The organism is Nocardioides scoriae, assembly GCF_900104965.1.
GTDB lineage: Bacteria > Actinomycetota > Actinomycetes > Propionibacteriales > Nocardioidaceae > Marmoricola > Marmoricola scoriae.
On the sequence record NZ_LT629757.1, the window covers coordinates 3,151,765 to 3,173,634 of the forward strand.

The 21,870-nt window shown below is 74.8% G+C and carries 17 protein-coding genes; 14 read left to right on the forward strand and 3 right to left on the reverse strand.

The genetic code is table 11. From position 1 onward, the window contains the following. Positions 1-120 precede the first annotated feature (120 nt). The 11 genes from BLU55_RS14970 (at position 121) to BLU55_RS15015 (ending at position 12,829) form a co-directional block, all read left to right on the forward strand. Positions 121-1,335: an acetyl-CoA C-acetyltransferase gene (locus BLU55_RS14970; protein WP_091731265.1), complete on the forward strand. Its 1,215-nt coding sequence runs from the start codon at positions 121-123 to the stop codon at positions 1,333-1,335. Between the two features lie 69 nt (positions 1,336-1,404). Beyond that, positions 1,405-3,585, forward strand: a complete 2,181-nt coding sequence (locus BLU55_RS14975) for a 3-hydroxyacyl-CoA dehydrogenase NAD-binding domain-containing protein (protein ID WP_091731268.1) — start codon at positions 1,405-1,407, stop codon at positions 3,583-3,585. A gap of 117 nt (positions 3,586-3,702) precedes the next feature. Then, the gene (locus tag BLU55_RS14980) at positions 3,703-4,416 is read left to right on the forward strand and encodes an ABC transporter ATP-binding protein (protein ID WP_091731271.1); all 714 of its coding nucleotides are present in this window, start codon (positions 3,703-3,705) and stop codon (positions 4,414-4,416) included. After that, the gene (locus BLU55_RS14985; RefSeq protein WP_091731273.1) at positions 4,391-5,926 is read left to right on the forward strand and encodes a hypothetical protein; all 1,536 of its coding nucleotides are present in this window, start codon (positions 4,391-4,393) and stop codon (positions 5,924-5,926) included. The genes BLU55_RS14980 and BLU55_RS14985 overlap by 26 nt, the downstream gene beginning before the upstream one ends. A 190-nt stretch (positions 5,927-6,116) precedes the next feature. Beyond that, the gene (locus BLU55_RS19545; RefSeq protein WP_157682897.1) at positions 6,117-6,401 is read left to right on the forward strand and encodes an LPXTG cell wall anchor domain-containing protein; all 285 of its coding nucleotides are present in this window, start codon (positions 6,117-6,119) and stop codon (positions 6,399-6,401) included. Between the two features lie 107 nt (positions 6,402-6,508). Next, entirely contained in the window at positions 6,509-8,197 is a 1,689-nt protein-coding gene (locus BLU55_RS14990) for a DUF4012 domain-containing protein (protein ID WP_157682898.1), read from the forward strand. Between the two features lie 77 nt (positions 8,198-8,274). Then, positions 8,275-9,555 (forward strand): acyl-CoA dehydrogenase family protein, encoded by a 1,281-nt coding sequence (locus tag BLU55_RS14995; RefSeq protein WP_091734009.1) that lies wholly within the window; start codon positions 8,275-8,277, stop codon positions 9,553-9,555. Then, positions 9,552-10,331, forward strand: a complete 780-nt coding sequence (locus tag BLU55_RS15000; protein ID WP_091731279.1) for an SDR family NAD(P)-dependent oxidoreductase — start codon at positions 9,552-9,554, stop codon at positions 10,329-10,331. Before BLU55_RS14995 ends, BLU55_RS15000 begins: the two co-directional genes overlap by 4 nt. Continuing rightward, entirely contained in the window at positions 10,328-11,434 is a 1,107-nt protein-coding gene (locus BLU55_RS15005; RefSeq protein ID WP_231916898.1) for a phosphotransferase family protein, read from the forward strand. Before BLU55_RS15000 ends, BLU55_RS15005 begins: the two co-directional genes overlap by 4 nt. Before the next feature lie 5 nt (positions 11,435-11,439). Further along, positions 11,440-12,120, forward strand: a complete 681-nt coding sequence (locus BLU55_RS15010) for a histidine phosphatase family protein (protein ID WP_157682899.1) — start codon at positions 11,440-11,442, stop codon at positions 12,118-12,120. A gap of 25 nt (positions 12,121-12,145) precedes the next feature. Then, positions 12,146-12,829, forward strand: a complete 684-nt coding sequence (locus BLU55_RS15015; RefSeq protein ID WP_231916899.1) for a class I SAM-dependent methyltransferase — start codon at positions 12,146-12,148, stop codon at positions 12,827-12,829. Between the two features lie 72 nt (positions 12,830-12,901). Here the strand turns inward: BLU55_RS15015 and BLU55_RS15020 are convergent, their stop codons facing one another. After that, entirely contained in the window at positions 12,902-14,986 is a 2,085-nt protein-coding gene (locus tag BLU55_RS15020) for an MMPL family transporter (protein WP_091731284.1), read from the reverse strand. Between the two features lie 50 nt (positions 14,987-15,036). On the opposite strand from BLU55_RS15020, the gene BLU55_RS15025 reads away from it, so the two are divergent. Further along, positions 15,037-15,489, forward strand: a complete 453-nt coding sequence (locus BLU55_RS15025; RefSeq protein WP_091731287.1) for a MarR family winged helix-turn-helix transcriptional regulator — start codon at positions 15,037-15,039, stop codon at positions 15,487-15,489. A gap of 33 nt (positions 15,490-15,522) precedes the next feature. Then, the gene (locus BLU55_RS15030) at positions 15,523-16,284 is read left to right on the forward strand and encodes an SDR family oxidoreductase (RefSeq protein WP_197681008.1); all 762 of its coding nucleotides are present in this window, start codon (positions 15,523-15,525) and stop codon (positions 16,282-16,284) included. A 27-nt stretch (positions 16,285-16,311) separates the two neighbouring features. Here BLU55_RS15030 and BLU55_RS15035 read toward each other — a convergent pair whose 3' ends face one another. Next, on the reverse strand, positions 16,312-17,883 hold the full coding sequence (locus BLU55_RS15035; protein WP_091731293.1) for a PH domain-containing protein: 1,572 nt from the start codon (positions 17,881-17,883) through the stop codon (positions 16,312-16,314). Then, positions 17,880-18,443 (reverse strand): PH domain-containing protein, encoded by a 564-nt coding sequence (locus BLU55_RS15040; protein WP_231916900.1) that lies wholly within the window; start codon positions 18,441-18,443, stop codon positions 17,880-17,882. The genes BLU55_RS15035 and BLU55_RS15040 overlap by 4 nt, the downstream gene beginning before the upstream one ends. Before the next feature lie 94 nt (positions 18,444-18,537). On the opposite strand from BLU55_RS15040, the gene recC reads away from it, so the two are divergent. Further along, positions 18,538-21,855 carry an exodeoxyribonuclease V subunit gamma gene (recC, locus tag BLU55_RS15045; protein WP_091731296.1) on the forward strand — a complete coding sequence of 1,106 codons (3,318 nt, stop codon included), beginning with the start codon at positions 18,538-18,540 and terminating at the stop codon, positions 21,853-21,855. Positions 21,856-21,870 lie beyond the last annotated feature (15 nt).

Here is a 21,870-nt window from a genome sequence, read left to right on the forward strand (position 1 = left end):
CCGTCCGCCATTGACGATGACAGCAGTACTGTCACAATGACCGTGACATCGACGCCCCCGGCCGAGCCGTGCGTGGCGTCGGCCCTCCCGTCACCACGGCACGAGTAGTTGGGATGTCCCATGGCAGCAGAAGCATTCGTCTACGACGCGATCCGCACCCCGCGCGGCAAGGGCAAGAAGGACGGGAGCCTCCACGAGGTCAAGCCCGTCGACCTGGTCGTGGGCCTCCTCGACGCCGTCCAGGAGCGCAACCCCTCGCTCGACGTGAACCGCGTCGACGACGTCGTGCTCGGCGTGGTCTCGCCCGTGGGCGACCAGGGCGGCGACATCGCCAAGACCGCGGCGCTCGCGGCCGGCCTGCCCGACACCGTGGCCGGCGTCCAGCTCAACCGCTTCTGCGCCTCGGGCCTCGAGGCCGTCAACCAGGCCGCCTCGCGCGTGCGCGGCGGGTTCGAGGACCTCATCCTGGCCGGCGGCGTCGAGTCGATGAGCCGCGTGGCCATGGGCAGCGACGGCGGTGCCTGGGCCATGGACCCCGCGACCGCGTTCGCCACCGACTTCGTGCCCCAGGGCATCGGTGCCGACCTGATCGCCACCCTCGAGGGCTTCAGCCGCGCCGACGTCGACGCCTTCGCCGTGGAGTCCAACGCCCGCGCCGCCAAGGCCTGGGCCGACGGCCGCTTCGGCCGCTCGGTCGTGCCCGTCCGCGACCGCAACGGCATGACCGTGCTCGACCACGACGAGTTCATCAAGCCCGAGTCGACCGTCGAGGGGCTGGCGCGGCTGCGCCCGTCGTTCGCCGGCATCGGCGCGCAGGGCGGCTTCGACTCGGTGGCGCTGGAGAAGTACCACTGGGTCGAGGAGATCGACCACGTCCACCACGCCGGCAACTCCTCGGGCATCGTCGACGGCGCCGCCCTGGTCGCCATCGGCAACGAGCAGGTCGGCCGCGACCTCGGCCTGACCCCGCGCGCCCGCATCGTCGCGGCGGCCGTCTCCGGCGCCGACCCGACGATCATGCTGACCGGCCCTGCCCCCGCGAGCCGCAAGGCGCTGGCCAAGGCCGGGCTCAAGGTCGAGGACATCGACCTGTTCGAGATCAACGAGGCGTTCGCCGCCGTCGCGATGCGCTTCATGCGCGACATGGGCATCTCCGAGGAGATCACCAACGTCAACGGCGGCTCGATCGCCATGGGCCACCCCCTGGGCGCCACGGGCGCGATGATCCTCGGCACCCTGGTGGACGAGCTCGAGCGCCGCGACCTCAAGCGCGGCCTGGCCACGCTGTGCGTCGGCGGCGGCATGGGCATCGCCACCATCGTCGAGCTGGTCTGACCCTCCGCCGACGGTCGCGAGAGCGACCTCCTCGGGGCACCGCACCCCACCTCTCCCAGGAAGACACCGATGACTGACTCCGCAGTGACCTACGACCGCGACGCCGACGGCATCGTGACCCTCACCCTCGACGACCCGCAGTCGAGCGCCAACACCATGAACGAGCGCTACAAGGCCTCGATGCACGCGGCCGTCGAGCGCCTCGTCGCCGAGAAGGACGACGTGCGCGGCGTGGTCGTGGCCTCGGCCAAGAAGACCTTCTTCGCCGGCGGCGACCTCAAGGGCATGGTCACCACGACCGCCGCCGACGCCGAGCGCGTCTTCCACGAGGTCGAGCAGGTCAAGGCCGACCTGCGTCGCCTCGAGACCCTCGGCAAGCCCGTCGTGGCCGCGATCAACGGTGCGGCGCTGGGCGGCGGCCTCGAGATCGCGCTGGCCTGCCACCACCGCATCGCCGTGGACGGCCGCTACGAGATCGGCCTGCCCGAGGCCACGCTGGGCCTGCTGCCCGGCGGCGGCGGCGTCACCCGCACGGTGCGGATGTTCGGCATCCAGACCGCGCTCATGGACCTGCTGCTCCAGGGTCCCCGGATGAAGCCCGCGGCCGCGAAGGACAAGGGCCTGGTCGACGAGCTGGTCCCGAGCCAGGAGGAGCTGCTCCCCGCCGCCCGCGCCTGGGTGCTGGCCCACGCCGACGACGAGGCCGGCCAGGTCGGCCAGCCGTGGGACCGCGAGGGCTACCGGCTGCCCGGCGGCACCCCGAGCACGCCCAAGCTCGCGGCGTTCCTGCCGGCCTTCCCGGCGATGCTGCGCAAGCAGGTCAAGGGCGCCGACTACCCCGCGCAGCGCGCGATCATGGCGGCCGCCATCGAGGGCGCCCAGGTCGACTTCGAGACCGCGACCCGCATCGAGTCGCGCTACCTCGCCGAGCTGATCACCGGCTCCAACAGCAAGAACATGATCCAGGCGTTCTTCTTCGACCTCTCGGCCATCAACGGCGGGTCGCTGCGACCCGCGGGCGTGCCGCGGTTCGCGCCGACCAAGGTGGGCGTCCTGGGCGCCGGGATGATGGGGGCCGGCATCGCCTACTCCTGCGCCCGCGCCGGCATGCAGGTCGTGCTCAAGGACGTCGCGCAGGAGTCGGCCGACAAGGGCAAGGCCTACAGCGACAAGATCCTGTCCAAGGCCGTCGAGCGCGGCTCGATGACCGAGGCGGCCAAGGCCGAGGTCCTCGACCGGATCACCGCCACGACCGAGGCCTCCGACTTCGCCGGGGTCGACCTCGTCATCGAGGCCGTGTTCGAGGACCCCGCGCTCAAGGCCCGGGTGTACGCCGAGATCCAGGACGTCGTGCAGCCCGACGCGCTGCTGTGCTCCAACACCTCGACGCTGCCGATCACCGGCCTCGCCGACGCGGTCTCGCGCCCGGCCGACTTCATCGGCCTGCACTTCTTCAGCCCCGTCGACAAGATGCCGCTGGTGGAGATCATCAAGGGCGACCAGACCTCCGACGAGTCGGTGGCCCGCGCCCTCGACGTCGTGCAGGCGATCCGCAAGACCCCGATCGTGGTCAACGACAGCCGCGGCTTCTACACCAGCCGCGTCATCGGCACGATGGTCAACGAGGGCCTCGCCATGCTCGGCGAGGGCGTCCACCCGAGCTCGGTCGAGCGGGCCGCGACGCAGGCGGGCTACCCCGTCGGCACGCTGCAGCTCTCCGACGAGCTCAACATGGAGCTGATGGCCAAGATCGCCAAGGCCACCGCCGAGGCCGAGGGCGACGCGTTCACCCCCCACCCCGCCTCGACGGTGATCGAGACGATGCTCGCCGAGGGCCGCTCCGGTCGGCTGCGCGGCGCCGGCTTCTACGACTACGACGAGTCCGGCCGGCGCACCACGCTGTGGCCGGGCCTGAAGGACCTCTTCCCGCCCCAGGACGACCCCGCCGACCTCGACGACCTCAAGGACCGCTACCTGTTCATCGAGGCCCTCGAGACCGCGAAGTGCTTCGAGGAGGGCGTCATCGAGTCGGCCGCCGCGGCCAACATCGGCTCGATCATGGGCATCGGCTACCCGCCCCTGACCGGCGGCACCGTCCAGTTCATGCAGGGGTACGACGGCGCGACCGGCCAGGGCCTGCGCGGGTTCGTCGAGCGCGCCGACCAGCTCGCCAAGCTCCACGGCGACCGCTTCGCCCCCACCGACCGCCTGCGCGAGATGGCCGAGAAGGGCGAGACCTTCCCCGCCTGACCCCGCCTGACCCCGTCTGACCCCGTCTGGCCCCGCCTGACCCCGCCTGACCCGGCCAGGCCCCCCGAAGTCCGCAAACCGGACACGTCGGGGGGCCGGCTCGGGGACCATGGGCGGGTGCAGGAGACGAATCCGCGGGTCGACGTACGCGGGCTGTGGGTCAGGTTCGGCGAGGTGGCGGCCGTCCAGGGCGTCGACGTCGCCGCCCACGCCGGGTGGGCGACCGCGCTGCTGGGGCGCAACGGCGCCGGCAAGTCGACGACGATGCGGGTGCTCGCGGGCGTGATCCCGCCGACCGAGGGCCTGGTGGCCGTCGACGGCGTGGACGTGCGGCGCGACCCGCTCGCGGTCAAGCGGCTGACCGGCTACTGCCCCGACGTCGGCGGCCTGGTGCCGCGGGCGACGCCGTGGGAGCACCTCCAGCTGGCGGCACGGCTGCGCGGGCTGCAGGGCTGGGAGGCCCGCGGCCGTGACCAGCTGGAGCGGTTCGGCCTCGGCGACGTCGCCCACCGGGTGACCTCGGGCTTCAGCCACGGCATGGGGCGCCGGCTCTCGGTGCTGCTCGCGGCCTTCCACGAGCCGGCGGTGCTGCTGCTCGACGAGCCGTTCGACGGGGTCGACCCGCTCGGCGTCGAGGCGACGCTGGAGGCGATCGCCGACGCCCGGGCCCGGGGTGCGGCGGTGCTGGTGAGCACCCACCTGCGCGAGCTCGCCATGGAGGCGTGCACCGAGGCGCTGGTGCTGCGCGGCGGCGCCCGGGTGGCGTCGCTGGCGGCCTCCGACCTGGCCGGCGAGGAGGGTGCGGGTGTCTACCGGGCTCTCCTGGACTGACCAGCGCGGCGCCGTCCGCGACCTGGCCGCGCTGCTCGCCTTCCGCCGCTCGGGCCTGACGACGGGCTCGCGGCGGCGGCTGCGGTGGGCCGGGGCGCTGGTGCTGCTGCTGACGCTCGCGGTGCTCGTCGGTCCGGCGTACCTCTCCGGCCCCGTCCCCCGGGAGTACGGCGGCCGCATGCTCGCCCTGCTGCCCTCGCTGTGCCTCGGCTTCCTCGGTCTCTCGGTGCTCTCCGCCGTCGCCTCCGCGGGCGGGCGCGAGGTCGTGCCCCGCGACCAGGCCGTCGCGTTCCCGGTCTCGACGGCCGCCGACCACCTCGGCGCCCTGCTGCTGGCCCCGCTCAACATCGCCTGGGTGCTGCAGGTCTGGACGCTGCTCGGGGTCACGTCGTACGCCCTGGGGCCGACGCTGCTGCCCGTCTACGTGCTGCCGGTCGTCGCCTGGGTGCTGCTGGCCACCGCCCTCGCGCAGGCGCTGGGCTGGGTGGTCGAGGGGGTGCGGCGCGGCCCGCGCGGCACCACGGTCTTCCGGGTGCTGCTCGCCGTCGTGCTCGCCTCCGGGATCGCCCTGGTGGCGAGCGGCCACGTCACCGACGTGCTCGACCGCAGCCCGACCCGGTTCGTGCTCCTCGGGGTGCTGGCCGGCGCCGGTGGGGACGGCTGGGGCCTGGCCTGGCGGGTGGGCGCGACCCTGGCCGCGACGGTCGCGGCCGTGGTGCTCGGCTCGCTGCCGGCCCGCTGGGCGCTGTTCCGGCCGATGCGCGAGGAGCTGCGGCTCGAGGGGGGCCAGCACCGTCCGCGCCCCCTGCCGGGGAGCGACCTGCGGATGCTGGTGCGCCTCGACCGGGCGTCGGTGTGGCGCTCGGTGCCGCTGCGCCGCGGCGTCGGCGTGCTCGCCGTCATGCCCGGGCTGGTGGCCCTGGCCGGGGCCATGGAGTGGCGCTCGCTGACCATCCTGCCGGGGCTGGTGGCCTCGGGCGGGGCGCTGCTCTTCGGCGTCAACGCCTGGTGCCTCGACGCCCGCGGGGCGCTGTGGCGCGACAGCCTGCCGGTGGCCCCGCGCACGGTCTTCGCCGCCCGTGCCTACGTGCTGCTCGAGCTGCTGCTCGGCTCGGCCGTGGTCACCCTCGTGCTGGGGGCGGTGCGGGCCGGCGCCCCGACGCCCGGCGAGCTGGCCGCGGTCGTGCTCGGCACGGTGGTGGTCGCCGTGCAGGTCGTGGCGGGGGCCCTGCGGTGGAGCGTCGCCCGGCCGTACGCCGTGGACCTGCGCAGCGCCCGGGCCACGCCCGCCCCACCGGTCGTCATGGTCGGCTACAGCGCCCGGCTGGCCCTGGTGACGACGGTGACCGGGCTGCTGTTCTCCTCGCTGGCGCTGCTGGGGTCGGTGACCCTGGTCGCGCTGGTGGCACTGGCGATGGTGCTCTGGTCGGGCTACCGCCTCGAGCGCACCGCCCAGGTGTGGCAGGACCCGGTCGAGCGCTCGCGCGTCGTGGCCACCGTCGCGGGCTGAGGCGGTCCGTCCACCGGACCCGGGGGTTTGGCACCCGGGCGGTGCGGTCATCCTCGGGGGGCGGTGTCTAGACCATCACCACCGCCTGTCACGGCTGTGGGGGAGATGATTCCCACGGCCACCGCAAAAATGTGTCACCATATGTCCACCTGGTCGCTGACCAGACCCATTCCTAACGGGGGAGATCTCCATGAAGAAGTTCCTTGCCGCCGTCGGCGTCATGTTCGCCGTCGCCCTGATGTCCTTCGGCTTCGCGGGCACCGCGCAGGCCTACCCCGACGTCACGCCGCCCACCGACACCACCCCGAGCACCGGCTCGGGCACCCTCGGCTCGGGCGCCTCCGCCGGCACCGGCAGCGGCGTGCTGCCCTCCACCGGTGGTCCCGAGACCCTCCTGCTCGTCGGTGGCGTGGCCCTCCTCGCCGTCGGTGGCGCCACGGTCGTCGGCGCGCGTCGCCGCACCGCTGCCGCCTGAGCACAGGTGTGCCACGCCTGAGCGACGGGGACACCGTCCCGGTCGCTCAGGCACCACATAGATCTCCTCGTCGCCTGGCGCTCCGGGTGCTGCTCACCCTCGTGGTGGTGGCACTCGGAGTCCTCGCGTACCAGGGGGTGCGCACCGCCCTGGCGCTGCGCTCGGCCGCTGCCTCCGCCCAGGACCTGCGCACGCAGGTCTCCGACGGCGAGCTGCAGCAGGCCCGGTCCACGGCTCGGTCCCTGGCCGACGACGCGTCGGTCGCGCGTCGCCACTCCGACGGCTGGTTGTGGTCGGCCGCGACCCTCACCCCGGTCGTCGGCGACGACCTCGCCGCCGTGCGCGACCTCGCCCAGGGCCTCGACGCCCTCGCCGGCCGCACGCCCGACGCCCTCGCGCTGCTCGACGCCGTCAAGGGCGGCCTGCGCACGCCCGACGGCGCCATCGACCTCGGCGTCGTCGAGGGGCTGCGCCAGCCCGTCGGCCGGCTCGCCGCGGCGGTCGACACCGCCCGGGCCGACGTCGCCGACGTCCGTCCCGACGACCTCGTGCCGCCCCTGGCCGGGCCGGCCGAGGAGTTCGTCGACCAGCTCGACTCCGTGGCCTCGATGATGGGCTCCGCCGACAGCGCCTTGCGGCTGCTGCCGACGATGGCCGGGGGCGACGGCCGCCGCGACTACCTGCTGGTCGTGCAGAACAACGCCGAGATCCGCGCCACGGGCGGGCTGCCGGGGTCCACGTCGGTCCTCACCGTGCGCGACGGCGAGGTCAGCCTCGGCAACCAGGGCAACGCCGGCGCCTTCGGCTTCAGCGTCGATCCCGTCGCGCCGCTCAGCCCGGCCGAGAAGCAGCTCTACGGCACCACCCTGGCCACCGACCTGCGCGACACCAACCTGACGCCGGACTTCCCGCGCACCGCCTCGCTCATGTCCAGGATCGCCGACCGCGTGCTGGCGCGTCCGGTCGACGGCGTCATCTCGATCGACCCGGTCACCCTGGCCCAGGTGCTGCGGGCCATCGGCCCGGTCGAGGTGGCCGGGCAGCAGCTGACCGCCGACAACGCCGTGGACAAGCTGCTGCACCAGCCCTATCAGACGCTGCCGGACAACGACGCCCAGGACGCCTACTTCCGCCAGGTCAGCCGCGGCATGCTCGACGCGGTGCTGTCCGCGAGCGGCGACCAGGTGGCGCTGGTGCAGGTGCTCTCCGAGGCGGTGCGCCAGCGACGGCTGCTGGTGTGGAGCGCGACGCCGGCCGAGCAGGAGGTGCTGGCGCGCTACCCCGTCGCCGGCGCCCTGCCCCGCGACACCGGCACCCACCCGGCCGTCGGCTTCTACCTCAACGACGCGACGGCGGCGAAGATCCAGTACTTCCTGCGCTACGACCTCGACCTGGCCTCGCTCGGCTGCACCGACCGGGGCCAGCAGGTCGTCGAGGCCACCATGCGGTTGCGCTCGCGGGTGCCGCGGCCGGTGTCGCAGCTGACCGACTTCGTCACCGGGTACGGCGACTACGCGCCGCGCGGCGACGACCGGATGAACCTGCGGATGTACGCCCCCACCGGCGGGAAGCTGACCGCGCTGACCCGCGACGGCAAGGCCGCCGACATCCAGCAGGTGGTCCACGACGGCCGCCAGGTCTCCGTGCTGCCGGTGCTGCTCGCGCCCGGGCAGGAGATGGTGGTCAAGGCGACCTTCACCACCCGACCGGGCCAGGACGGCACACCGCGGCTCTCCTGGACCCCCGGGATCGAGTGGGCCCCCACCTCGGTCGTGGCCCGCAGCCGCTGCGGCTGACCCCCGACGACGCCTCGCGGGCGCACCCGCTGCCGCCCGCCCCTGTGACCGGCACCACGGTGGGTAGGGTCGCCGGCATGGACTTCTCCCCCTCCCCGCGGGCCGCCGAGCTGACCGGACTGGTGCGGGAGTTCATCACCGCGCACGTCGAGCCGGTCGCCGCGGCGTACCAGCAGGAGGTCGCCCACCAGGCCGACCCGGAACGCTGGGTGGAGTCGCCCGTGCTGGGCGAGCTCCGGGAGAGGGCGCGCGCGCAGGGCCTGTGGAACCTGTTCCTGCCCGCCGGCCACGGCGACGCCTGGGCCGCGGAGTTCGGCACCCACGGCGGCACCGGGCTCGGCAACGCCGACTACGCGCCGCTGGCCGAGCTGATGGGACGCCACTCGCACCTGGCGCCGTACGTCTTCAACTGCCACGCGCCCGACACCGGCAACATGGAGGTGCTGGTCCGCTACGGCACCCCCGAGCAGCAGGACACCTGGCTGCGGCCGCTCCTCGACGGCCGGATCCGCTCGGGGTTCGCGATGACGGAGCCCGAGGTCGCCTCCTCGGACGCCACCAACATGGACGCCTCGGCGATCGTCGACGGCGACGAGGTCGTGATCGAGGGGCGCAAGTGGTGGACCAGCGGGGTGGGCCACCCCGACTGCCGGGTGCTGGTCTTCATGGGCCGCTCGGTGCCCGCCGACGACACCACGACCGACCGGCACCGCCGCCACACCATGGTGCTGGTGCCGCTGGACGCGCCCGGCGTGAAGGTCGAGCGGCTGCTCACCACCATGGGCGTGCACGACGAGCCCGTGGGCCACGCCGAGGTCAGCTTCGACCAGGTCCGGGTGCCGCGGGAGAACGTGCTGCTCGGCGAGGGCCGCGCCTTCGAGATCGCCCAGGGCCGCCTCGGCCCGGGCCGGGTCCACCACTGCATGCGGCTGATCGGGCAGGCCGAGGTGGCGCTGGAGCTCGCCGTGCGCCGCGGCCTGGCGCGCCGCGCCTTCGGCAAGCCGATCATCGACCTCGGCGGCAACCGCGAGCGCGTCGCCGAGGCCCGGATGGCGATCGACCAGGCCCGGCTGCTGGTGCAGCACGCCGCCTGGAAGCTCGACACCGCCGGCTCGGCGCACGCGCTCGGCGAGGTGAGCGCGATCAAGGTGGTGGTGCCGCGGGTCGCCCAGGACGTCATCGACATGGCGATGCAGCTCCACGGCGGCGGCGGGCTGTCCGACGACTTCCCCCTGGCGGGGATGTGGACCACCGCTCGGGCGCTCCGGCTGGCCGACGGACCCGACGAGGTCCACCGCGGCGTGGTGGCCCGGCTCGAGCTGGGCAAGCACCGGGACGCGGCCGGGGGCACCCGATGAGCCGGGTGCTGGTCACGGGCGGGGCCGGCGGCCTGGGCGCGGCCCTGGTCGAGGCCTTCCGGGCGCGGGGCGACGACGTGCTGGTCGCCGACCTCGTGGACGTCGACGGCCCCGGGCCCTCGGTCCACCTCGACGTCCGCTCCGACGACGACTGGGCCGCCGCCCGCGACTGGGTCGTGCGCGAGTGGGGCGGCCTCGACGTGCTGGTCAACAACGCCGGTGTCGCCGGGGGCGGCCGCCTCGACGTCTGCACGCTCGAGGAGTGGCAGTGGATCACCGAGGTCAACCTCTTCGGCGCGGTCCGCGGCACCCGCACCTTCACCCCGCTGCTCAAGGAGCAGGGCTCGGGGCTGGTCGTCAACGTGGCCTCGCTCGCCGGGCTGGTGCACCCGGCGGGGATGGGGTCCTACAACGCCGTCAAGGCCGCGGTGGTCGCGCTCAGCGAGACCACGGGCCACGAGCTGGCGGAGTGGGGCGTGCGGTGCGCCGTGGTGTGCCCGTCCTACTTCCGCACCGGCCTGGTCAGCAGCCTCCGCGGCGCCGACGCCACCCTGGAGCCGGTGATGCGCCGGCTCGTCGAGGGCGCCCCGCTCGGGGCCGAGGAGATCGCGGCCGCGGTGCTGGAGGGCCTCGACCGCGGCGACGAGGTGATCCTGCCCGACCCGGCGGCGCGGGCGGCGTACGACCTCAAGCGCACGGACCGGGCGGCGTACGACCAGGTGATGCGCAAGCAGGCAGCCCGCCTGCACGCGCTCGGACGGGAGCAGCAGCAGTGAGCGAGCAGCAGAGCGGGATCGACGGGCCCATCGACGGGGCCACCCCGGTCCGCGAGGAGGACGCCTTCGACCTCGACGCCGTGCGGACGTGGCTCGCCGGCCAGGGCACCGAGCTCGGCGAGGACGTCGAGGTGCAGCAGTTCGGGGGTGGCGCCTCCAACCTGACCTACTCGCTGCGCGACGGCCGGCACGACCTGATCCTGCGGCGGCCCCCGGCGGGCCAGAAGGCCAGGGGCGCCCACGACATGGGGCGGGAGTTCCGGGTGCAGTCTGGCCTGGCCGAGGTGTTCCCGCTGGTGCCGCGGATGCTGGCGCACTGCACCGACGAGTCGGTCATCGGCGCGGAGTTCTACGTCATGGAGCGCGTCGACGGCGTGATCCCGCGACGCGACTTCCCGCCCGGGGTCGACCTGAGCCCCGAGCAGACCCGCGAGCTGTGCCTGCACGCGCTCGACGTGCTCGTCGACCTGCACTCGGTCGACGTCGACGACACCGAGCTGGCGTCGATGAACAAGGGCGACGGCTACGTCGAGCGCCAGGTCTCGGGCTGGTCGCGGCGCTTCCGCGACGCCCGCACCGAGGACGTCGGCGACTACGAGCAGGTGATGGGCTGGCTGGAGGCCCACCGGCCCGGCGACGTCGGGCACTGCCTGATCCACAACGACTTCCGCTTCGACAACCTGGTGCTCGACCGCGAGGACCCCACCCGGGTGGTCGGCGTCCTCGACTGGGAGATGGCGACCGTCGGCGACCCGCTGATGGACCTCGGCGGCACCCTGGCCTACTGGGTGCAGGCCGACGACGACGACTTCTACCTGCAGTTCCGTCGCCAGCCCACGACGGCGCCGGGGATGCTGACCCGCCAGGAGGTCGTCGACCACTACCTCGAGCGCACCGGCCGCGAGGTCAGCGCCGAGCAGTGGCGCTTCTACGAGGTGTTCGGGCTGTTCCGGCTCGGGGTGATCGCCCAGCAGATCTACTACCGCTACTTCCACGGGCAGACCACCAACGAGGCCTACGCCATCTTCGGCCCCGCGGCGCGCTACCTCGAGCAGCGCTGCGAGCGGATCATCGCCGCCTCCGACGCGCCCGACGCGGGCTGAGGCGCGTGGGACAGCTGCTGCTCGTCCGGCACGGCCAGGCGTCCTGGGACGCCGACGACTACGACGTGCTCTCGCCCACCGGCTGGGAGCAGGGGCGGGTGCTGGGCCGAGCCCTCGCTGCTCGCGGCGTCGTGCCCGACCGGGTGGTGCGCGGGTCGATGCGCCGGCACCGCGAGACCGCTGAGGCGGCGCTCGGCGAGCTCCCGGGCGCTCCCGCGGCGGCGCAGGTCCCGGTCGACCCGGCGTGGGACGAGTTCGACCACGTCGCGGTGCTCGACGGGATGCCCGAGCCGCCGACGGAGGCGCCGACCGACAAGCGCGGCTACCAGGCGCTGCTCGAGGAGGCGCTGGAGTCGTGGATGCTCCCCGAGCACGCCGACCGCTACGCCGAGCCGTTCGCCGCGTTCACCGGGCGCGTCGACGAGGCGCTGCGGCGTACGACGCAGGACGGCGCGCCCGGCACCACGGCCGTCGTCACCTCCGGCGGTGTGATCGCCTGGGTGACCGCGAGCCTGCTCGCCGACGGCGACCCCGAGCTCGCGACCCGGCTGTGGCGCAAGCTCAACGTGGTCTGCGTCAACTCCGGCCTGACCCGGCTGGTGGTCGGCCGCCGGGGCACGACGCTGGTCACCTTCAACGACCACGCCCACCTCGACGGGCTGCCGGAGCTGACGACCTACCGCTGAGCCGCTCACGTGGCAGGCTGCCGACGTGGCCGACGACCCGATGTACGACGCGTTCGCCCAGGACTTCGAGACGCACGCGACGGACAGCGCGTGGAACGCCCACTACGACCGCCCAGCCGTCCTGGAGCTCGTCGGTGACGTCGCCGGGTCGCGCGTCCTCGACGTGGGGTGCGGACCGGGCCTCTACGCCGCCGAGCTGGTCGCGCGGGGAGCCGAGGTGGTCGGCTGCGACGCCAGCCCGCGGATGGTGGAGCTGGCGCGCTCCCGGGTGGGCGCGGCGGCGGACCTCCGGGTCTGGGACGTGGAGCGGCCCCTGACCTGGCTCGCCGACGACGCGGTGGACGTGGCCGTGATGGCGCTGGTGCTGCACCACGTCACCGCTCGGGTCCCGCTGCTGCGCGAGCTGCGTCGCGTCGTACGGACGGGTGGGCGGTTGGTGCTGTCCACCCCGCACCCCACCAGCGACTGGCTGCACCTGGGTGGGGGCTACTTCGAGCGTGGCTGGGTGGAGGAGACCTGGGCGGACGGCTGGCCGGTGCGCTACTGGCGCCAGCCCCTCCAGGACTGGCTGGCCGAGGTCGCCGAGGCGGGGTGGCGGCTCGACCGTCTGGTCGAGCCGCGTCCCGCACCCTCGATGTCCGCCGCCCACCCCGACGTCGCGTCCGAGCTCGGTCGCCGGCCGGGGTTCGTCGCCCTCGGCCTCGTCTAGGAGCCACGGCGACCTGGCTGCTGACCGGAGCCGCCTGCGAGCGTGCCCGGGCTTCGTCCCCGCCGAGGTCTCCTAGCTGCGCGACCCAGCCACGACGTCGTCGTCGGCGCGTTCCGCCGCGTGGTCCGGGCCGACCTTCCGCGGCCACCAGAACCGGTCGCCCAGCAGCAGCGCGAGCGAGGGCACCAGCACCGTGCGGACCAGCAGCGTGTCGAGCAGCACGCCGATGCAGATCACCACACCGAGCTGGGCGAGCACCACCAGCGGCAGCACGCCGAGCACGGCGAAGACCGCCGCCAGCAGCACGCCGGCGCTGGTGATGACGCCGCCGGTCGCGGCCAGCGCCCGCAGCGTCCCCTCGCGGGGACCGTGCAGCCGTGCCTCCTCGCGGGTCCGGGTGACCAGGAAGATGTTGTAGTCGACGCCCAGCGCGACCAGGAAGAGGAACGCCAGCAGCGGCATCCCCTGGTCGATCCCCGAGAACCCGAGCAGTGCGGAGAAGACCCACCAGCCGACGCCCAGCGCCGCGGCGTACGTCGCCAGGACGGTGAGCACCAGCAGCACCGGCGCCACCACCGCGCGCAGCAGGAGCAGCAGCGCGCCGAGGACGAGCAGCAGCACGAGCGGGAAGATGACCAGCCGGTCGCGCGCCGAGGCGTCGGCGAGGTCGACGGCCTCGGCGGTCGCGCCACCGACGTAGGTCGAGGGCTGGCCGGCCAGGGCCTCGCGCATCCGCTCCACCGTCGCCTCCGCGGCGTCGGAGTCCGGGGCGTCGGCGAGCACCACGCTCAGCTCGGTCCAGCCGTCGCCCTCGCCGCCGGGTGTCACGGTCTGCACGCCCTCGAGGCCGTCGAGGGCGGACTCGGCCGCCTCGGGGTCCCTGGTGACGACGGTCGCGGGGTCGGAGCTGCCGGCGGGGAAGGACTCGGCCAGGCGCTCGCCCGCGGAGATCGCCTCCGGGGTCTGCAGGAACTGCTCGGCCGTCGGCAGCCCCAGCCGCGCGGCGCCGAGGCCGGACGCGAGCACGGCGAGGACGACGACGGTGCCGACGGCGAAGAGTGCCGTACGCCGCGCCACCGCGTCGCCCACCCGGCGCCACAGCGAGTGGCCCTCGGCCAGCGAGGCGGTGCCGACGTGGGGCACCTTGGGCCAGAACACCCAGCGGCCGCACGCGACGAGCAGGCCGGGCAGCGCGCCCAGCACGAAGACGACGGCCACGACGATGCCGACGGCGCAGGCGATGCCGAGGCCGCGTGTCGTCGGGACCAGCGACAGCGCGAGGCACAGCACGCCGACCACGACCGTGGTGGCGCTGGCGAAGACCGCCTCGGCCGTGCGGCGCAGCGCGAGCCGCATCGCCTCGTAGCGGTCCTCGTGGGACCGCAGCTCGTCGCGGTAGCGCGAGATCAGCAGCAACGCGTAGTTAGTGCCGGCGCCGAAGACGAGCACCGAGAGGATGCCGGTCGTGGACTCGTCCCAGGGGACGCCGAGCCCCTCAAGCGCCCGGGTCGCGAGCACGGCGGCGGTCTGGTCGGCGATGCCGACCACGCTGAGGGGCACCAGCCACAGCACCGGGCTGCGGTAGGTGATCACGAGCAGGATGGCGACCACGCCCGCGGTGGTCGCGAGCAGACGGATGTCGGCACCGTCGAAGACGGCCGCCAGGTCGGCCTGGATGCCGGCCGGGCCGGTCACCTGGGCCGTGACCCCGCCGGGGACCGCCCGGTCGAGGGCGCTGCGGAGGTCGCCGACCGCCTCGGCAGTGCCGGTCGCGTCGTTCGCGCGGACCGGCAGCACGCTGATCGCGGCGGTGCCGTCCTCCGCGGTGACCAGCGCCTGGGGTCCCTCGGGCACCTCGACACGGTCGACGTCGAGCCCGCCGACGGCCTCGCGCAGCGCGTCGACCTGGGTGTCGTCCAGGTCGCCGTCGTCGTCGCGGGTGAACAGCGCGATCGCGGTCGACCCGTCCTCCTGGGGCAGGGTGTCGCGCACCTGCGCGGCGCGTGTGCTGTCGGTGCCGGCGGGCAGGGCGTCGTCGACCGCGCTGTCGCGGGTCGCCTGGCCGAGGCCGGCGATGGTCAGGGCGCCGAGCACGAGCAGCAGCAGGCCGACGAGGAAGCTGGCACGGTTCACGAGGAACCGACGGAGGGTGGCCACGGAGTAGGCTCCTGGTGTCTCGGTTGATGACTAACTAAGTGAGCAATCTAGTGAGTGAAGATAGCAGGTGGGCCGACGCCTGGGAGCAGACCTCCTCGCTGCTGGCGCTGCGGGAGCTCACCCGGCTCTCCGAGCAGGTCGCCCCGGCGGTGGCCAACCGGGCCGGGCTGACCCACAACGAGCTGCGCACGCTCGAGCACCTGGTCGAGGGCCCGATGGGCCCGGGCGAGCTGAGCCGCGTGCTCGGCGTCAGCTCGGCCGCCTCGTCGGGCATCATCGACCGGCTCGAGGCCCGCGGGCACGCCCGGCGCGTCAGCCACGCCAGCGACGGCCGTCGTACGTCCGTGACGATCAGCGACTCCGGCCGCGCCGAGGTCGTCGGCCACCTGATGCCGATGTTCCGCGAGCTGGCCGAGCTCGACGCCAGCCTGACCGAGGCCGAGCGCGAGGTGGTGACGCGCTACCTGCGCGGGGCTGCCGCGGCGATGCGGCGGGTGACGTAGGACCCCGTCCACCTGCCCGGCAGGATGAGCCGCATGGCACCTCACCGACAGACGATCCTGATCACCGGCGCGAGCAGCGGGCTCGGCGCCGAGATGGCCCGGCAGTTCGCCGCCAAGGGGCACGACCTGGCGCTGTGCGCGCGACGCACCGACAAGCTCGACGCCCTGCGGGCCGAGCTCGCCGCCCACCACCCCGAGCGGCGCGTGGAGGTGCGGGCGCTCGACGTGACGGACGACGACCAGGTGTTCGAGGTGTTCCGGGCGTTCGCCGCGGACTTCGGCAGCATCGACCGGGTCGTCGTCAACGCCGGGCTGGGCAAGGGGGCGGCGCTGGGGACGGGCCGCTACGACGCCAACCGCGAGACCGCGATGACCAACTTCGTCGCCGCCCTCGCGCAGTCCGAGGCGGCGATGGAGCTGTTCCGCGCGAGGGGGCGCGGTCACTTCGTGATGGTCAGCTCGATGTCGGCCATGCGGGGGATGCCCAAGTCGATGACGACGTACGCCGCGACCAAGGCCGGGGCGGCGCACCTCGCGGAGGGGCTGCGCACCGAGCTGTACGGCACCGACATCAAGGTGAGCGTCATCTACCCCGGCTACATCTCCTCGGAGATGAACGACCAGGTCGACCCGAGCAAGGTGCGCGGCATGGTCTCCACCGAGGTGGGCGTGCGCGCGATGGTCGACGCGATCGAGAAGGAGAAGGCCTCGGCGTGCGTGCCGCCGCTGCCGTGGGCGCCGATGAGCGTGGTGATGCGGCACGCGCCGCTGCCGGTGCTGAAGCGGCTGATCTGACCCGACGCGACCCGCCCGGACACTGCGTCAGGCGGCCAGGAACGGCGTGAGCAGGCCCGGGGTGGCCGCGTCGGCGAGGGCCACCGCCAGGTCCGCGGGCACGTCGACCACCTCGAGCGACTGGCCGCCGGCGGCCGTGGTCGCCACCAGCGTGGCCAGGCCGGCGCGGCGCTGGAACCACGTCTGCTGGAGGTTCCAACCGATGATCCCGCCCGTGTGCAGGGCGACGTGGCGGCCGCTGACGGTGCCCCAGCGCACCACGAGGTGGTCCTCGACCAGTGCGTGGCCGAGGCGCCGGTAGCGGTCGGCCCCGAGCGCGACGCCGAGCGGCAGCAGCACCACGGCGGCGGTGACGGCCGGCCACCACGGCAGCCGGTCGAGCGCCGCCGCCACCACGAGCGCCGCGGTCGGCGCGGCGGCGCCGACGACCGCGCGGAGCAGCCGTCGACGGCGGGCGGCGGGGCCGTGGGGGCGCAGCGGCGACTCGAGGCCGCGGTGGCCCAGGACGCGGGCGGCGGTCGCCAGCGCGACCTCGCGGGGAGCAGCGGGGGCGACGGTCGCGGTCCCCCCCGACAGCACCGACCCGCCCGCGAGCAGCGCCTCGGTGCCGGCGGCGCCGGTGAGCCGCAGCCCGATCGGCTCGGTCAGGCGGGCACCACGCACCCGGGCGATCTCGACGCTCGTCTCCGAGGTGGTGGTCAGCCCCCGGCGTACCTGCAGCGAGCGGCCCTGCCGGTCGCGCGTCAGCGTGAACCCCCAGTTGGTGACGAGGTAGCCCAGCACCCCGGAGACCGCGGTCAGCACCAGGAACACGAGCAGCCCGACGCCGACCAGGGGCAGCACGCGCACGTCGCCGAGCCGCTCGTCGAGGCCCAGGTCGCTCACCGGGTCGATCCCCAGGGCGTCGATGCCCTGCGAGCCGATCGCGACCACCGCGCTCGCGATGACCGCGCCCGACGCGGTCAGTGGCGCGAACCGGGCCCAGCGCGGGTCGAAGCGCAGCAGCACCTCGTCGGGCTCGACGACGGGCGGCACGGGGGAGGCGGCAGGGTCGCCCGTCGGGGACGGGACGGGGAGCGGGCCGGTCGGGGCGTCGGGGACCGCCTCCGAGCGGTGCAGCAGCAGCGCGCGCAGCTCCCGGGCCTCGGAGGCCGCGAGCCCGTCGAGCGCGAAGCCGTCGTCGCCGGTCACCGAGGCGCTGCCGGTGCTGATCCTGACCTGGGTGAGGCCCAGCAGCCGGTGGATCACCGGCGCGGTCACCTCCACCGAGCGGACCCGGTCGAGGCGCGCGCTGAGGGTGGTGCGCTGCACCAGGCCGCGCCGCAGCTCCAGCTGGTCGGGGGTGATGCGGAACCGGGTGGAGAAGTAGGTCGCGACGCCCAGCAGGATCGGCACCACCACGCCGGCGACCTGCCACCACGTGCCACGCGACCCGCCGACCACGACCAGCCCGACCAGCACCGGCAGGAACCGCAGCACCTGCTGCACGGGGTGCACCAGCAGCATCTTGGTGTCGAGCCGCCTCCAGGGCTGCTCGGGGACCGGGGGCGGGCCGGCGGGCGGTCCCTCGAACGGGGACCCGGGTCCGGGCTCCGTCACGTCGCGTCGCCCGCCTCGGCGGTGGTACGCCGCGTCAGCTCGGCGACCAGCCGGTCCGCGGTGGCCGACTCGATGCCCTCGATCTTGACCGGCCCGGCGGCCGAGGCGGTCGTGACGGTGACGGTGGCCAGACCGAGGAGCCGGGCGAGGGCGCCCTGCTCGACGTCGACGGTCTGCACCTTGGCCATGGGGGCGATCCGGCGCTCCAGGGAGAGCCAGCCCGACTGGGTGTAGACGGCCGAGTCGGTGCTCTCCCAGCGGTGGACGCGGTAGCGCACGAGAGGCGAGACCACGACGCCGACGACGACGCCCACGGCGTACAGCACCCAGACCCACCAGGCCAGGTCGAACCAGTCGAACCAGTCGACCACCAGCAGGCCCGCGAGCAGCACCAGGTCGCCGAGGAGCGAGCCCAGCGCCCACATCACGGGGGCACGGGAGGAGACCCGGTGGCGCGGGGGACGCAGGCGCAGGACCGGGGCCGCGTCCGTCGCCGACCCGGCGTCCCGGCCGGCCTCCGGGGCGGCGAAGGGGTCCTCGGCAGGCTCCGTCGTGCTCACGTGACCAGCCTGTCAGACACGGCCCCGACCCCGTCGGTGGTCGGGGCTAGGGTCGCTGCGTCCCAGTGCCAGCCCCCGACCCCCAGGTCCGCCCGTGCCCCTGCTCCTCCACCGCGCCCCGCGTGCCGACGCGCTCGCCGACGGCCTGGCCGCGCTGCTGGCCGAGCCGCCGGCGGACCCGTTCGTCCCGGAGCTGGTGATCGTGCCGGCGCGCGGCGTCGAGCGGTGGCTCAGCCAGCGGCTCTCGCACCGGATCGGGGCCGCCCCGGGCCGGGAGGACGGCCTGTGCGCCGGCGTCGAGCTGCGCTCGCCCGCCAGCCTGGTCGGCGAGGTGCTCGGCACCGCCGACGACGATCCCTGGTCACCTGACGCGCTGGTGTGGCCGCTGCTCCAGGTCGTCGACGACGCGGCCGGTGAGCCCTGGTGCCGGGCGCTGAGCCTGCACCTCGGCCACGAGCACGAGGGCGAGGAGCGCGAGCTGCGGCGGGGCCGTCGCTACGCCACGGCGCGGCGGCTCGCGCGCCACCTCGCGGCCTACGCCGTGCAGCGCCCGTCGCTGCTCGCCGACTGGGAGGCCGGCCACGACACCGACGGGGCCGGCGGCGCGCTCGATCCCGACCTCACCTGGCAGCCCGAGCTGTGGCGTCGGCTGGTCGCGCAGGTGGGGGCCCAGGTGGGCGTGCCGTCACCGGTGGTCCGGCACGAGCAGGTCTGCGACGCGCTGCGCTCCGGTGGGCTCGACCCCGACCTGCCGGCCCGGCTCTCGCTCTTCGGCCACACCCGGGTGCCGGTCACCGAGGTGCGGCTGCTGGCCGCGCTCGGCGAGCGCCGCGAGGTCCACCTGTGGCTGCCCCATCCCTCCCCGGCCTCCTGGGCGTCGCTCACCGACCTCGCCGGGTCGGTGGCCCGCGACGACGACCCGGCCAGGCGCCGGGTGCGCCACCCGCTGCTCGCCTCCCTCGGCCGTGACCTGCGCGAGCTGCAACGCTCGCTGCAGGACGTCGGCCCCCTCGACGCCACCGGGCCGACCGACGGCGCGGGCGGGCCCGGTGCCCCGACGCTGCTGGGCTGGCTGCAGGACGACCTCGCCGCCGACCGGTCCCCGGACGACGCCGACCGCGCCCGGGTGCTGCGCGAGGACGACCGCAGCGTCCAGGTCCACGCCTGCCACGGGCCCGCCCGCCAGGTCGAGGTGCTGCGCGAGGTCCTGCTCGGGCTGCTCGCCGACGACCCGACCCTCGAGCCGCGCGACGTGGTGGTGATGTGCCCCGACATCGAGGCCTACGCCCCGCTCGTCTCCGCCGCGTTCGGGATGGGCGAGATCGGTGCCCACCCCGGTCACCGGCTGCGCGTGCGGCTGGCCGACCGGTCGCTGACGCAGACCAACCCGCTGCTCGCCGTGGTCGAGCGTCTCCTCGACCTCGCCGGGGGCCGGGCCGAGGCCAGCGTCGTCCTCGACCTGCTGGCGACCGAGCCGGTGCGGCGCCGGTTCGGGCTCACCGAGAGCGACCTGGAGACCCTCACCGACTGGGTCGAGAAGGCCGGGGTGCGCTGGGCCTTCGACGGCGAGCACCGGCGCGACTTCGGCCTCGAGCGGTTCGTGCAGAACACCTGGCGGTTCGGGCTCGACCGGGTCCTGACGGGGGTGGCGGTGAGCGACGACGCCGACCGCTACTTCGGCGCCACGCTGCCGCTCGACGACGTCGGCTCCACCAGCATCGACCTCGCCGGTCGGCTGGCCGAGGCCCTCGACCGGGTGCAGCGGCTGGCCGGGGCGCTCACCGGCAGCCATCCGGTCGACCACTGGTTGAGCACGATCGGCCGCGCCGTGGAGGAGCTGACGCTCGTGCCTCGCGGCGAGGAGTGGCAGACCGCGCAGGTCCACCGCGAGCTCGCGCAGGTGCTCGACGCCAGCGCCCGGTCGTGGGCCGGCGACCTCGAGCTGCGGCTGCCCGACGTGCGCTCGCTCATGGCCGAGCGGCTGGCCGGTCGCCCCACGCGCGCCAACTTCCGCACCGGCACGCTCACCGTCGCCACCATGGTGCCGATGCGGTCGGTGCCCCACCGGGTGGTGTGCCTGCTCGGGCTCGACGACGGCTCCTTCCCCCGCGTCGGCGCGGTCGACGGCGACGACGTGCTCGCCCGGCGCCCGCTCACCGGGGAGCGGGACGTCCGCAGCGAGGACCGCCAGCTGATGCTCGACGCGGTGGTCGCGGCCACCGAGCACCTCGTCGTGACCTACACCGGCGCCCACGAGACGACCGGGGCCCCCCGTCCCCCCGCGGTGCCACTGGGCGAGCTGCTCGACGCCGTCGAGCTCACCGTCCCGGGCGGGCGCGACCACGTGCTGCGCTCCCACCCGCTGCAGGCATTCGACCAGGACAACCTGGTGCCCCCGCGGCCGTTCTCCTTCGACGGTGCCGCCCTCGCCGGCGCCCGCGCCGCGGCCCGGCCGCGCGAGGCTCCGCCGGCGCTGGCCGGAGCGGTGCTGCCACGCCCGGGGGGCGACGTCGAGCTCGCCGAGCTGTCGGCCTTCCTGCGCCACCCGGTCCGCCACTTCCTGCGCCGGCGGCTCGAGGTCGCCCTGCCCGACGAGGGCGAGGAGGTCACCGACGGGCTGCCCGTCGACCTCGACGGTCTCCAGCAATGGCAGGTGGGTGAGCGGCTGCTGGCCGACCTCCTGCTCGGCCGCACCCCCGGCCAGGCGCGCGACCGCGAGTGGCGTCGGGGCGTGCTGCCGCCCGGTCGCCTCGGCTGGGACCTCGCCAAGCGGCTCGCCGACCAGGCACTGCCGGTCGCCGAGCTGGTCGACTCCGTCACCCAGGGCCAGCGGGCGACCGCCCGCGACGTCGACGTCGACCTCGGCGACGGCCGACGGCTGCGCGGCACGGTCACCGGCCTCCACGGCACCCGGGTGGTGCGCCACAGCTACTCCCGGCTCGGTCCACGGCACTACCTCGACGCCTGGGTCCCGCTGCTCGCGCTCTGCGCCGACAGTCCCGGCCGGGGCTGGACGGCGGGGTCGGTGGGACGAGGTCGATTCCGCAGCCAGCCGACGGCACGGGCCGCCTTCGCGCCCGTGGAGGAGGCCACCGACCGGCTGCGCGAGCTGGTCGCGATCTACGACGCAGGCACTGCCGAGCCGCTGCCGCTGCCGCTGCGGACCGGCCACGCCTGGGCCGCCAACCCGCGCGCGGCCCGGCCCAAGGCCGAGGCGGAGTGGTCGCGGGCGCGGTTCGGCCCGGAGTGCGAGGACGAGGCCCACGTCCGGGTGTGGGGCGCCGACGCGCCGCTGTCGCGGCTGCTCGAGCAGCGCCCGCTGCCCGGCGAGGAGCGGGAGGGCCAGACGACACGGCTCGGCGCGCTGGCCACCACGCTCTGGCGGCCCGTCCTGGACCGGGCGCGGTCGTGAGCGCCCCGACGACAG